This is a genomic window from Roseovarius spongiae (genome assembly GCF_003651245.1).
Taxonomy (GTDB): Bacteria; Pseudomonadota; Alphaproteobacteria; order Rhodobacterales; family Rhodobacteraceae; genus Roseovarius; species Roseovarius spongiae.
This window is the reverse complement of sequence record NZ_RAPE01000005.1, coordinates 231,637-245,190: the sequence shown is the minus strand read 5'-3', so window position 1 is coordinate 245,190 and position 13,554 is coordinate 231,637. Positions and strand designations below refer to the sequence as shown.

9 protein-coding genes are annotated in these 13,554 nt (G+C 62.2%); 3 read left to right on the top strand and 6 right to left on the bottom strand.

What is annotated here, in order from left to right; all coding sequences use genetic code 11:
- Positions 1–12: 12 nt before the first annotated feature.
- Together D6850_RS16370 and D6850_RS16365 are read right to left on the bottom strand one after the other, a co-directional pair.
- Positions 13–1,314, bottom strand: a complete 1,302-nt coding sequence (locus D6850_RS16370; protein ID WP_121168684.1) for a restriction endonuclease subunit S — start codon at positions 1,312–1,314, stop codon at positions 13–15.
- Positions 1,307–3,772: a type I restriction-modification system subunit M gene (locus D6850_RS16365; protein WP_121168683.1), complete on the bottom strand. Its 2,466-nt coding sequence runs from the start codon at positions 3,770–3,772 to the stop codon at positions 1,307–1,309. Before D6850_RS16365 ends, D6850_RS16370 begins: the two co-directional genes overlap by 8 nt.
- 551 nt (positions 3,773–4,323) lie before the next feature.
- On the opposite strand from D6850_RS16365, the gene D6850_RS16360 reads away from it, so the two are divergent.
- The 3 genes from D6850_RS16360 (at position 4,324) to D6850_RS16350 (ending at position 6,372) form a co-directional block, all read left to right on the top strand.
- Positions 4,324–5,067 carry a hypothetical protein gene (locus D6850_RS16360; RefSeq protein WP_121168682.1) on the top strand — a complete coding sequence of 248 codons (744 nt, stop codon included), beginning with the start codon at positions 4,324–4,326 and terminating at the stop codon, positions 5,065–5,067.
- Between the two features lie 381 nt (positions 5,068–5,448).
- Positions 5,449–5,862: a hypothetical protein gene (locus tag D6850_RS16355; RefSeq protein WP_121168716.1), complete on the top strand. Its 414-nt coding sequence runs from the start codon at positions 5,449–5,451 to the stop codon at positions 5,860–5,862.
- A gap of 72 nt (positions 5,863–5,934) precedes the next feature.
- Positions 5,935–6,372: a hypothetical protein gene (locus D6850_RS16350; protein ID WP_121168681.1), complete on the top strand. Its 438-nt coding sequence runs from the start codon at positions 5,935–5,937 to the stop codon at positions 6,370–6,372.
- A gap of 596 nt (positions 6,373–6,968) precedes the next feature.
- Here the strand turns inward: D6850_RS16350 and gyrB are convergent.
- From gyrB to dnaA, 4 genes are all read right to left on the bottom strand, one after another.
- The gene (gene gyrB / locus D6850_RS16345) at positions 6,969–9,386 is read right to left on the bottom strand and encodes a DNA topoisomerase (ATP-hydrolyzing) subunit B (protein WP_121168680.1); all 2,418 of its coding nucleotides are present in this window, start codon (positions 9,384–9,386) and stop codon (positions 6,969–6,971) included.
- Between the two features lie 84 nt (positions 9,387–9,470).
- A complete protein-coding gene (gene recF, locus D6850_RS16340; RefSeq protein WP_121168679.1) occupies positions 9,471–10,574 on the bottom strand; it encodes a DNA replication/repair protein RecF in 1,104 nt (367 codons plus the stop codon).
- A 44-nt stretch (positions 10,575–10,618) separates the two neighbouring features.
- Entirely contained in the window at positions 10,619–11,737 is a 1,119-nt protein-coding gene (gene dnaN, locus D6850_RS16335) for a DNA polymerase III subunit beta (RefSeq protein ID WP_121168715.1), read from the bottom strand.
- Positions 11,738–11,864: 127 nt separating this feature from the next.
- The gene (gene dnaA, locus D6850_RS16330) at positions 11,865–13,223 is read right to left on the bottom strand and encodes a chromosomal replication initiator protein DnaA (protein WP_121168678.1); all 1,359 of its coding nucleotides are present in this window, start codon (positions 13,221–13,223) and stop codon (positions 11,865–11,867) included.
- Between the last annotated feature and the right edge of the window lie 331 nt (positions 13,224–13,554).

Here is a 13,554-nt window from a genome sequence, read left to right as displayed (position 1 = left end):
CAGACCCCTCGATTATAGCAGCGGCGTGACGGAAACCCGACCGGTGAGCAGGTCGTTCATCAGGCCGGATTTCTGGAGGCGGAGCTTGTTGAGCTGTCGTTCTTCACTCGCCAACTTATTGTTATTCAAGCGTATCGCTTGATTGATCATTGTCTGTTCTTCCACCTGCGGTACAGCGATATCCAAAGCAAGAAGTACAGCGCTATTTGCGACGTCCCGACCGGCGGAGTTGACCAGTTGTGACATCTGCTTTCGAAGGCGAACAGAGTGCCGAAGCTGGACGTGAAGCAAGCTTGGCAACAGCCTCTTCGGGTCGACGGAAATCCGCATTAGGTTGGAGGACATGATCCAGCCTGCTTGACGTTCGTCCACAACAAGACTTCTGCCAACGTCTGCAACGCGTGAGAAAACGAGATCGCCAGCATGTACCTCGTATTCGAGCATGCTGACAGCTTTCTTTTCGTCAATAAAAAGAAGTTCATCGCGGATGAAACCATTCTCGCCAAACGACCCGATAGTTATGACCGGCCTGCCAGTTTCCCGCCAGTGCTCACCCTTCAAGGAACTGCCGAAAGGACCTGTGCGGATAACTGGGCGGCTGTTCATCGCCAGTCCGGGTAGTTTGGCTGCCCCCCACTCCTTCGGCAGCCAGCCGAGCGGGGTTTGTTTGTAGAGGTGGGGGGCCTCGGGCTGTGGGGGGCGGAGGTCTCCGTTTGCGTCGATGCCGCGGGTCAGCAGGTCATGCAGCAGCCCCTGCTTCATCGCCTTCAACTTGGCCACCACTGCCTCGGTCCCCCGGATTGCCGCGTCCAGCGTGTCGAGGATTTCGGCGATTTTGGATTGGTGGGCGGCAGGTGGACTGAACACACGAAACCGCGCAACGTCTTTCTCGGTCACCGCAGGGTAGCTGGAACCAATGGCGTGCCGATTTGCTTGCTCAAAGACCGCACTACCCATGAGCGTGTGAAAAAGAAACGATGGATCAGAATAACCTCTGCGCGCCCGAACAACCGAAAACCCTGTCGAGGCAATGATTGGACCTTGCTCCCCTTGAGGCACTTGACCATGCGATTGCAGATATGGCCGGACTGTGCCGAACAACGCATCACCCGAATTGGCAATCCGTCGCGCTCTGCTTGGGGCTGCAAGGAAAGTTGTCCAACCGACGCACCCCCAGTCAATTGCCCCACGATCCGCTGCTGACAAGTCAACATAGCGAAACGCGAAACTACCCGGCATGTTGCCGGGTAGTGTTTCGGGGTTGATATCCGCGATCTCGTGGAGTTCCGCTGTCGGGGCAAGGCTTTCAGACATACCCCAACCCCCTCAGGAACCCGGCCAGTTTCTCGGTCGCCTCGGCCCGTGCGCCCTCGATCTCGGTCAGGGTCACGCGATACTTGTCCCACCAATTCTCGAACGCCGCCACGATCTGCCCGCGCTGCGCGGCGATATAGCGGGTCAGGATGTTTTCCATGTCGTCATGCAGGATCTTCAGCAGCAGGTAGGCGGCCTCTTCCGGTGACAGCCCATCAACATCCTTGTTGATCCGGTCGGTGAACTGGGCATGTTTTGCCTTCAGGGTTTTCCTGACCTCGGTCAGTTCCTTCCTCCAGCGCTTGATCTGCGCCTCGTCCACCGGTTCGGCGCCGTCCTCTTCCTCCTCGCCCTCCTCCGGCTTCGCAGTCGCCGCCTTGATCTGCGCATCAAGTTCGGCCTTGCGCGCCTCCAACTCGGCAATCTCGCGCACGAAATCGCCCATCAGGACCGCAACCAGCTTATGATCGAGCGGGTTTTCGCGGTTTCCCTTGTCCTCCAGCGCCGTGACGATGGAGGTGCGCCAGGCATCCACGACCCCCTTGGTATCGCGCGCCATGAGGGTGAGAAAATCGAACCGCGCCTGCATCCAGAACTGCGCAATGATCCCGCGCACCGTGAACGGGTCCAGCATGGCAAGGGTTTCGAGCGTGTCCGAAAAGCTGGAAAGAAGTTGATCCCGCAGCGTGACAAGCGCCGCCGGATCGTCCGCGCCTGCGAGGGTCAGGATGTTGTCCTGATGCGCGGTCCACCACGCGTTGAAGCTGTCCCTGATCTGCGCCTCACGGGCCAGGAGGCCGGTATTGGCCTCAATCGCCGGTTTCAGGTCGGGTTTGGCCGTCAGATGGGCGGCGAAATCAAGGTAGCGGTCATCGCGCGGCGTGAGCAGGTCCATCGGGTCGAGCCCGTGGGCGGTGAAAAGATCGGCCTTTGCCTCGACCTCGGCCTTGGGAATGCCGCCGACCAGATGGGCGCGGACGTCATGCGGCTCGGGTGGCGGGGCGTTGTCGGCGTAGCGGCGGATATTCAGGTTCCAGTCGTTCTCTTCCAGCGTCTTCAGGTCGACGATGGTCGAAAAACCGGGAACCTCGCGGTATTCCTCAAAGGTGGTGACGATCTTCTCGATGTGCTCGGGCAGCAGGTGGTTCTGCGCGCGCCCCTCGAAATATTCGCGGTCGGCGTTGATGAAGAGCACCTTGCCCTGGCGCTCCTCGGGTTTGCCCGAGACGAGGTTTGCTCCCACGTGGCTCCGCTGGCGCAGGACGATGATACAGGCGGGAATGCCGGTGCCATAAAAGAGCTGCGGGCCGAGGCCGATCACCGCTTCGATCTGGTCGCTCTCGATGATCTTCTGGCGGATCTTGCCCTCATCTCCCCCTCGGAAGAGCACGCCGTGAGGCATGACCGTCGCAATCATTCCGCCGTCGCGCGTGACGTGCAGCATGTGCTGCAGGAACATGAGGTCGGCTTTCTTAGAGCCAAGAGGCACCTCGTGGAAAAACCGCTCCCGAAACTTGGGCTGCCAAGTATATTCACCGGCGCGGTTCTTGTCCTTCGATCCCCAGTTGATCGAAAAAGGCGGATTGGTCAGGATCCGGTCAAAGCGCCTCAGTTCGCCGTCTTCGACGTGCTGCGGCTCTCCGAGCGTATCATCATTGCGCAGATCGGCGCTGTTGATGCCATGCAGCAGCATGTTCATCTTGGCGATGGACCAGACTGTGCCAGCGTTCTCCTGACCAAAAAGATTGGCTTTGCGGCCATCCTGACCATGTTCGTCGATATATTCCTTGGCTGCAATCAGCATACCGCCGGACCCGCAGCAGGGGTCATAGATGTCATGTTCAAGCCTGGGCTTCAGGAGACGAACCATCATCCGGACGACGGAACGTGGGGTATAGAACTCGCCACCTTTTTTACCGGCGGAATCTGCGAACTCGCCGATAAGGAATTCGTAGGCGGCACCAAGAAGATCCGGGAATTCGAAATCTTCATTCCGAAGGCGAATGTCACCGAAGTGGGTGATAAGCTGGCGAAGCTTGCCATCGCTGAGCTTGCTCTGCCCGACCTTACGGGTGAAGTCGATATGGTCGAGTACGCCCTCCAGGGCGATGTTCTCGGACTCGATCCCTCCGAGAGCTTTGTTGAGTGTATCACCAATATTTTCATGGGCTTCATCCACGAGAAACCCGAAGCGCGACTGCGGTGGAACCCAAAAAGTGCCGCTTCGCCCGTACCAGACCTTATTCTCGGCATCTGCCGCGGCCGCGGCAGGGGAAGCTCCATTGGCAATACGTCTTTGAATAACATCAAGGCGCGCCTGTTCAAAAACATCGGAACTCCTTTTCAGGAATAGCATCCCAAAGATATATTCCTTGAATTCGGAGGCATCCATCTTGCCGCGAAGGATGTCTGCGGCGCTAAAAAGGTGGCGCTCAAGCTGGGCCAGAGTCAAAGGCATCACGTCTACTCGCTCGATTTATGGCGTCAACCTGCGACAATCCGAAAACAAGAGCAATGGAGCAATTCGCTTCGCTATAGGTGAAGTCCGCGCAGGTGATACGGTCATCAGGCGGTCACAAGTTCCTTTGGCCATGAGGTTCAAGCCACCGCAATTGATCCATGCTGGATCTGTCAAAACATGACATCGAACACGCCATGGCCGGTCGATCTCGTCCTTCCGCCCCGCACCGTTGCCGGGGCTGTGCGAAACCATGATTTTACGGGCTGTAGCCTCCACGATCCAGACATTGGACAATGAGTTCATGGTTGGCAGATCGATGATGTAAAGCGCAATCGTCGAGCCGGATAGGAGCCGGTCAGCCGCCTGCACCGGCCGGCTCACCGTTCCGGAGAATCTTTCTTTCGTTCTGTATCAACGCCTTAACAGGCATTTTTCAACTTTCTTGCGTTTTCAGCCTCCTAATTGCTTCGGAAATTTTCGGATCAACCAATTTCCTCCTTGAGCCGGGCGCGATCGGTGCCCCGCCAGAACCAAGAAGGAGCAAGAAATTGGATCACCATCTGAACGAAACCGGCCTTGATCTGAGCCAAACGAGCGATGGCAGCTCGCTCGCCTACGCCGCGGCGGCCAACACGAACTCGGAGGCCATGCTGCCGGCTCGCCCCGTGACCGCGCGTAAGCCGGCCGTCGACGGAAAGAAGCATTTCGCCTGCGCTTTCGTGCACGGGCCGGGTGCCGGCTGCGTGATGAACACAGACAGCCTCACGGAAATGCGCGTGGCGCTTGTCTTGCTCGCCCGGCCCGATGTCGTGAACCTGGAAAACCAGGTGCTGTTCAACTGGCAGGCTAAGGATGGATCGCAGAAGAGGCTCTTCTTTGATTTTCGGGCAACGATGGCTGACGGCAGCCGGATCGCGATTATGGTCAAGTATGACAAGAAGCTTGCGGATGACGATTTTCGCGACCTGATCGGCTGCTTCGCTGAACAGGTCACTCAGGACTTCGCGGATCGCGTGACAATAATGACAGAGAAGCGCCTCGCCGAGCTTGAGGATAGCCTTCTCGTCGGGCTCGAAGTCGACGAAACGCCGCGTGAGGAGCAGATGCCTCCCGCGACGGATGGTCTGAGCCTCGAGTTCCCGACGCCGCATTCCCAGGCCACGCAGCCGGCGGCGGAGGCTGCAGCACCCGTCGATGCCGCACCCGCACAAACCTCGGAGGCGCCCGATGACAGGTTCTACGGGCCGGCGGCAGACGACGCCGCCGAGACCTGGAGTTTTGGCGACAAGTAGGCGCCCCTTGCCTGCCCTCGAGATGGGCCCCCGCAGTCATCCACGGCTGCGGGGGCCTTTCTTTTTCTGCCGCCGGGTCCGGGCTCCCCCCCGGACCCGAACCCAGCATATCGGCGCATGAAAGGCGGTTCCTTGTCCGCTGATCCCTGTCGTCACCCGGCGTGGTGGGGCCGGCTGACGACAAGATCCTGCGGAGATTTCCTTCCGGATCGAAGTTTTTTCTTCGCCCTGCTGAAGAACGGCCAATGTCTTTCACAGGAGACGAGAACATCGGCCCGACGGCCCGGACAAAACCGAAGGAGAGCAATCCCGAACACCCGACTGCAGACAGGCTTGATGCTGCCACGACTGGCAGACGCGCAACAAGAATGGAGGATCACCATGCTGCGTAAACTACCCGCCAAAACCCTGTCTGCAGACCCGGCGCTCATCGCCGTCCGCTCGCATTTCGCTGGAACCGGCGCCGCGCTGTGCAATGCCGCCGGGCTGATCGATGGGGACGCTGGCACCGCCCGTGTCCTGCGCCTGATGTCCGACCTGCGCGAGGCGACATGCCTCGATCGCGGGATCCGGCGCAGGCTGGTCAATCTGCACCGGCTGCTGTCCCTCGACCCGGTCTTCGACGGGTTCGAGCCGAATCTTTCGTCCTGGGTGTTGCTCGACCCTGACAGCCCCGAAGTCGAGCAGATCTGCATCTCGACCGACCGGCTTTTCGATCTGCTGGTCGAGATCGGCGAGCGTGACGAGCGCCAAGCTGCTCTGGCGCAGACCTTGCGCGAACAGGACGCCGCCTGAAATGGCTCGCCGGTTGCAAGCAGCTGGCGAGTTGCCCCCCATCGGCGCACTGCGCGATGAAAGGAAAAAACAATGAAATACCACGATCACCTGTCTCTCGAAGACCTCTGGGCACGCATCCTGCTCGGGCTCGATGTCATGCATGACGCGGTCCAACACACCGCCGACGCATTGTTGCCAACAGACCAGCTTGCCCTGTTGGGTGCAGTTGCCGCCCTTCGCGAGGAGGGACCTCTCGCGAGCGCAGCGGCCAATCACATCGCCTGCGCGCTCGGCATCCTGGAAGCGGCGGTTGCGCGCGAGACCCTCGGCCACCGGAACGTGTTCGACGGGGTCAATGACCCGGAGCTTGGCGCTATCGGCCAGGTCAGATCAGTGCCGATCCTGTCGGAGAAGGGTGCCGACCTCGACGCTCATCTGGCGCATCTCAGGATGGTGCTGGCCATGCGGGATCTTCTCGCCGCCCGCGTCGATGCCGAGCTTCAGATTGCCAGCCTGAAAGCCGCCTGACGCGGAGAGACCTACTCGCGGCCAATCCTCAGGCTGGGTAGGGCGGCCCCAATGCAGGGCCACCAGTAAACAAAAGACAAAGGCCGCGGGATTGCCCGCGGCCTTTTGCATTTCCGCCATCTTCGCCAACCAGTGACAGGTGCCGGCAACCCGTCCTGCCCAAAGGAAGAGCTCGCGCACATCCCGTGGCGAAATACTTTCAAAAAACTTCAATTTCCATTTCCGTTGACTGACGCCCGGACCCATGTTCCGTTCAGGAAGCCAACTTTGGGCCAAAATCGCGATGAGCAGTGAAAATCACGCTGCAAACGTGATTTCCCTCAATGGCCGGCATTTCGTGAAAATGGCCGGATTAAGCTTGTCATCATAATGCAAAATTAGCTTGTCGGCGCATCCACTTTGAAGACAAGCGATAGAGGCAAGTTATGCACCCTTTTCAAGGGATTCCAAAATTGACCCGCTGAATGCTCATCCCTCGATTGCACCGCTGGTTTCTTTATCTTGTTCAGTTCCCACATTTGCGATTACGCAAACTTATGCGCAAATCGCGCAAACCTTTGGGTATCGCGCACGATTACACGCAATCCTACACACTCTCAGAAATCGAGGTTGGCGACGCTCAGCGCGTTTTCCTGGATGAAGTCGCGGCGGGGTTCGACCACGTCGCCCATCAGCTTGGTAAAGAGGTCGTCGGCCTCGGCCACGTCGTCCACCTTGACCTGCAAGAGCGTGCGCGCCTCGGGGTCGAGCGTGGTTTCCCAGAGCTGGTCGGGGTTCATCTCGCCCAGACCCTTGTAGCGTTGCAGCGTCAGCCCCTTCTCGCCCTCCTTCAGGATGGCGTCGAGCAGGTCGAGCGGGCCGAAGATGTCCTGTCCGCGCTCCTTGCGCATCAGCCGGGCGGGCTGGCGGTAGATTTCGCGCAGTTGCTCGGTCATTTGCCCGATGCGGCGCGCCTCGCCCGAGCGCAGGACCGGGCCGTCGATGATCCGCGCTTCCTCGACCCCGCGCACGACCCGCGCGAGGCGCAGGCCCTTGTCCTGGGTCGGGCGCCCCTGCCAGCCGCGCTCATATTCCGGCGCGATGAGGTCGAGCCGCGCGGCCACGGCGTCGGCCACGCCTTGCAGGTCGGCGTCGGCGCGGCCCGGCAGGAACGCCTCGGCGATCGCCGCCTGCTCCAGGATGTGGCGCGGGTAATGGGTTGGAAAGCTTTCCAGGATACGCTTCGCCTGGCGCGCCTCTTCGACCACGCGGACGAGGTCGGAGCCGGTGATCTCCTCGCCAGAGCCGAGGCGCAGCATCGCGTCCTCGGTCCCTTGCGCGATGAGGTAATCCTGCATCTCGGCCTCGTCCTTGAGGTAAACCTCGGAGCGGCCGCGCGTCACCTTGTAGAGCGGAGGCTGCGCGATGTAGAGATACCCGCCCTCGATCAGCTCGGGCATCTGGCGATAGAAGAAGGTCAGCAGCAGCGTGCGGATATGCGCGCCGTCCACGTCGGCGTCGGTCATGATGACGATCTTGTGGTAGCGCAGCTTTGAGATATCGAACTCGTCCCGGCCGATCCCGGTGCCGAGCGCCATCACCATGTTGCCGATCTCCTGGCTCGACAGCATCCGGTCGAAACGCGCGCGCTCGACGTTCAGGATCTTGCCCTTGAGCGGCAGGATCGCCTGGGTCTTGCGGTCCCGCCCGGTCTGGGCCGAGCCGCCGGCGCTGTCGCCCTCGACGAGGAAGATCTCGGTATTGGCGGGGTCCTTGTCAGAACAATCCTTGAGCTTGCTGGACAGGAAATTCATGTCCATCGGGTTCTTGCGCCGCGTGAGATCGCGCGCCTTGCGCGCCGCCTCGCGGGCGAGCGCGGCCTCGACGATCTTGCCGACGATGATCCTGGCCTCGTTCGGGTTCTCCTCGAACCACTCGGCCAGCTTCTCGTTCATCAGCCCCTCGACAGCGGGACGCACTTCGGAGCTGACCAGCTTGTCCTTGGTCTGGCTCGAGAATTTCGGGTCCGGCACCTTGACCGACAGCACGCAGGTCAGCCCCTCGCGGGCGTCGTCGCCGGTCAGGTTGACCTTTTCCTTGCGGGCGATGCCGCTGGTCTGGGCATAGGTGTTGATCGTGCGGGTGAGCGCGCCGCGGAACCCCGCCATATGGGTGCCGCCGTCGCGCTGCGGAATGTTGTTGGTGAAGGGCAGCACCGTCTCGTGATAGCTGTCGTTCCACCACATCGCGACCTCGACGGTGATATCGTCCCGCTCACCGGTGATGAAGATCGGCTCGGGCAGCATCGCGGTCTTGTGCCGGTCGAGATACTTGACGAATTCCTTGACCCCGCCGTCATAGTGCAGATCGCTCTCGAGCGGCTCCTCGGGACGTTCGTCGCGCAGCAGGATGCGCACGCCGGAATTGAGGAAGGCCAGTTCGCGCAGGCGTTTTTCCAGCGTCTCGAAGCTGTAGTTGAGGTTCGAGAACGTCTCGGTCGAGGCGAGAAAGCGCACCTCGGTCCCCTTGCGGCCCTTTGCGTCGCCGACGACCTTCAGATGCTCGGCCGTGTAGCCGCCCTCGAAGCGCGCGACATGCTCTTTGCCGTTGCGCCAGATGCGCAGCTCGAGCCAGTCGGAAAGCGCGTTCACCACCGAGACGCCGACGCCGTGCAGCCCGCCCGACACCTTGTAGGAGTTGCTGTCGAACTTCCCGCCCGCGTGCAGCTGGGTCATGATGACTTCGGCGGCGCTCACGCCCTCTTCCTCGTGGATCGCGACGGGGATGCCGCGGCCGTTATCGCTCACCGAGACAGAGGAGTCGGCGTGGATCGTCACCGTCACCCGGTCGGCGTGACCGGCGAGCGCCTCGTCGATGCCGTTATCGACGACCTCGTACACCATGTGATGCAGGCCCGAGCCGTCATCCGTGTCCCCGATATACATGCCGGGACGTTTGCGGACGGCCTCCAAGCCCTTGAGAACCTTGATGGAATCGGCACCATATTCCTCGGGCGCCGCTGCTGCCTCTGCCATGCGATATTTCCTGCGTGATTTTCGCGATTTATACGATTTCCGGGGGGGATTGTCACGCCCGAAGGCAGTTCTTCGCCGCCCGGGTCAGAGCCGCCGCACGTCCGATACGCCGCCGGTCTCGGTCACCTCGACATGCTGCGCCCGATCGCCCAGTTCCGCGAACAATTCCGCCCCGGTCCCGGTCATCCAGGCCTGCGCCCCGAGGCCGCAGATCTCTTCGTAGAGCGCGGCGCGCCGCCCCGCGTCGAGATGCGCCGCCACCTCGTCCAAAAGCAGGATCGGCGGCGCGCCGAACCCTTCGCTCAGCGCGCGCGCGTTGGCGAGGATCAGCGACACCAAGAGCGCCTTCTGTTCGCCGGTCGAACAGTCGCGCGCGGGAACGCCCTTGGCGGCATAGACGCCGTGCAAATCCGCGCGGTGCGGTCCGAACAGCGTGCGCCCGGCCACAAGGTCGCGAAACCGGCTCTCGGCCAGCACGGCGCGAAAGGCCTCCGCGTCCTGCGGCATCTCGCCCTCGGTCGAGGTCAGCTCCAGCTCGGCTGCGGGAAAGGCGGTCTCGGCCTCGGCCTGCGCGGCGTGCAGCTGCGCAAGCGCGGCGCGGCGGTTGGCGTCGATCTCGGCCCCGCGCGCGGCCATCTGCGCCTCGAGCGCGACATACCAATGCGCGTCGCGCACCTGGTCCTTGAGCAGCCGGTTCCGCTCGCGCATGGCCTTGTCATAGGCCAGCACCGCGTCGGCATGTCCGGGCAGAAAGCTCATCGTGACGCGATCGAGGAACCGCCGCCGCCCCTCGGCCCCCTCGATCCAGAGCCGGTCCATGCTCGGCACCAGCCAGAGCACCCGCGCGATCCGCCCCAGCGCCAGCTGCGCCGCCGGCTTGTCGTCGATACGCACCTGCCGCGCGCCGCCATCCTCGGCCCGGATTTCGACCTCGTGCACATGCCCGAGCGAGTGCAGCACGCCGGTAAGCTTCCAGCCCAGCGCCTCGGGCCGGCGCGCCATGTCCTGCGCCGCCGCGCGCCGCAGACCGCGCCCCGGTGAAAACAGCGACACCGCTTCGATCAGGTTGGTCTTGCCCGCGCCGTTGGGTCCGAAGATCGCGACAGGCCGCGCATCGAGGTCAAGCCGCGCGAAACGATGCGAGCGGAAATGCGACAGCGTCAGGGAGGAAAGATGAAGGCCGGACATTCACCGGCTTTCAATGTTCCGAGAATACTCTAATTCGACGCGCATCACACGCGCATCGGCATGACCACGTAGACCGCGCTCTGATCATTCCCTTCGCGCATCAGCGTGGGATCACCGGCCGAGTTGAACAGGAAAACCGCGTTTTCGCGATCCACCTGCGACGCGATTTCCAGCAGGTATTTCGCGTTGAACCCGATTTCCAGCCGCTCGTCGCCATAGGCGACGGCAAGCTCCTCCTCGGCGGCGCCGCTGTCGGGGGCGTTGACCGACAGGACCAGCCGGTCCTCGTCGAGCGCCAGCTTCACCGCGCGGGAGCGTTCGGAACTGACGGTGGCGACCCGGTCGACGGCCTGCGCGAATTCGGCGGCGTCGACCTCCATCTTGCGGGAATTGCCCTGCGGGATGACGCGGGTGTAATCGGGAAAGGTGCCGTCGATCACCTTGGACGTGAGCGTCAGGTCGGGCGTGGCAAAGCGGATCTTGGTCTCGCTCACCGAAACGGCGATATCCATCTCGTCGTCGTCGAGAAGCTTGCGCAGCTCGCCCACGGTCTTGCGCGGCACGATCACGCCGGGCATCTCCGCCGCGCCCTCGGGCAGGTCCGCGTCGATCCGCGCAAGGCGGTGCCCGTCGGTGGCGACGCAGCGCAGCACCTTGCCGCCATCCGATTCAGACACGTGCATGTAGACGCCGTTGAGATAGTAGCGCGTCTCCTCGGTCGAGATGGCGAATTTCGACTTGTCGAACAGGCGGCGCAGCACCGGCGCCTTGGCCGCGAAATTGCTGGCGTATTCCGAGGACGCCATCACCGGGAAGTCCTCCTTGGGCAGCGTCGCGAGGTTGAAGTTCGAGCGCCCCGCCTCGACCGTGAGCCGCCCCGCGGCGCTGTCGTCGGCGAGCGTCACCAGCGCGCCGTCGGGCAACTTGCGCACGATCTCGTGCAGAAGCACGGCCGAAACGGTGGTCGATCCGGCGCGTTCGACCTGCGCCGCTGCCTTGTCCACCACCTCGATGTCGAGGTCGGTCGCGCGGAAGCTGACCTCGGACCCTTCGGCCTCGATCAGCACGTTGGCGAGGATCGGGATGGTGTTGCGCCGCTCGACCACCGATTGCGCCTGCGCCACGGCCTTGAGCAGAACCGCCCGTTCGATGCTGAGTTTCATGCCCTCGTCCTTCGCAATTGCCGGCATGACGCCGGGAAGCGCACGTTAGCAAGGTCGCCTTTCTGCGCAAGCCTTTTCTGCCCCGCGCTCTGCGAGGACGCCCGCCAAGGGCGAAGGAGCGACGTGTTCAGCCTTCCAGCGTGCGCCGCAGGAGGTCCAGATCCTCGGCGATCTGCCCGTCGCTCGCGCGCAGTTCCTCGATCCGCTTCACGCCATGCATGACCGTGGTGTGATCGCGCCCGCCGAAGCGGCGCCCGATATCCGGAAGCGATCGCGACGTCATCTGCTTGCACAGATACATCGCCACCTGCCGCGGCCGCGCGAAGACGCGGGTGCGCTTGGGGCCGACGAGGTCGCTCAGGCGGATGTTGTAATGGTCCGACACCTGACGCTGGATTTCCTCGACCGTGACCTGGCGTTCAGAGGCGCGCAGCACATCGGCAAGGCAGTCCTGCGTGAGCTCGAGCGTGATCTCGTGGCCCACAAGCGACGCGAAGGCGAACAGGCGGGTGAGCGCCCCTTCGAGCACCCGCACGTTCTTGCGAATGCGATGGGCGAGGAATTCCAGCACACCGTCGGCCAGCACGAGGTCGGGATACTGCACGCGATAAAAGTCGACCTTGGATTGCAGGATGCCAAGGCGCAGTTCGTAATTGGTCGGGTGCAAATCCACCACGAGCCCGCATTGCAGACGCGACTTGATCCGTTCCTCGAGCTTTTCGATCTCGCCCGGCGCGCGGTCGCCCGAGATGATGATCTGCTTGCCCCCGTCGACCAGCGCGTTGAAGGTGTGAAAGAACTCCTCTTGCGTGCTTTCCTTGCCGGCGATGAACTGCACGTCATCGACCATGAGCACGTCGACCGAGCGGAACATTTCCTTGAAATCCATCATCTTGCGGTCGCGCAGCGCCTGCACGAAGCGATACATGAACTGCTCGGCCGAAAGGTAAAGCACGGTGAGCGCGGGGTGGTTCTGCTGCAATTCCCACGCGATCGCATGCATGAGGTGGGTCTTGCCCAGGCCGACGCCCCCATAGAGGAACAGCGGGTTGAAGGTAACCGGGCCTCCCTCGGCGACGCGCTTGGCCGCCGCATGGGCCAGTTCGTTCGGCTTGCCGACCACGAAGGTGTCGAAGGTGAATTTCGGGTCGAGCGGCGCGGCGGCGATCATCGATTCGCGTTCGGCACGGCCATTCGCCGGTTTGGGCGCGGATGCGGGCGCTGGGCGCGGGGCGCGCGCCGGGCGGGCGGGCACCTCGAACGCGATCCGCCGTATTTCCGGGGAGATTCCCCGCAGGTGATAGAGAATCTGGTCACCGTATTTCTGCGAGACGTAATTGCCCACGAAACTGGTAGGGACATCGAACGTCGCGACCCCGTCCGCGATCCTGGCGAGCTCGAGAGGTTCGATCCAGTTTGCGAAATTGTTCTTGCCCACCGTGTTCAGCAGGTCCTGTTTTACCTGGCCCCATTTTTCCTGTGTCATACGTCCCCGTTCCGCCCAGCAGCTCAAATATGGAATACGGCAGGGTTCGCACCCTGCGCGGTCACCCGATACACGCCCGGAACCAGGCACAGCCCAACCGGCATCCGTGATGCGAAGCATCACGGAATCGGCCCGCAGCAGGCCGCGCCGGATTGTTGAACTTCATCGTGCGGATGGCGGGACTTCCCCCGAACCACCTTCTCCGCGAAGTACGTCTGCCATTGCCGTTCTGGACGTCGGCGAGGCGCATCGCCCCGCAAGATCTGCATCGCCTCCGGATTGCCACCGGTTGCCTCGATGCCGATCAGCCTGTCCCCCCAAGCGTGAATCG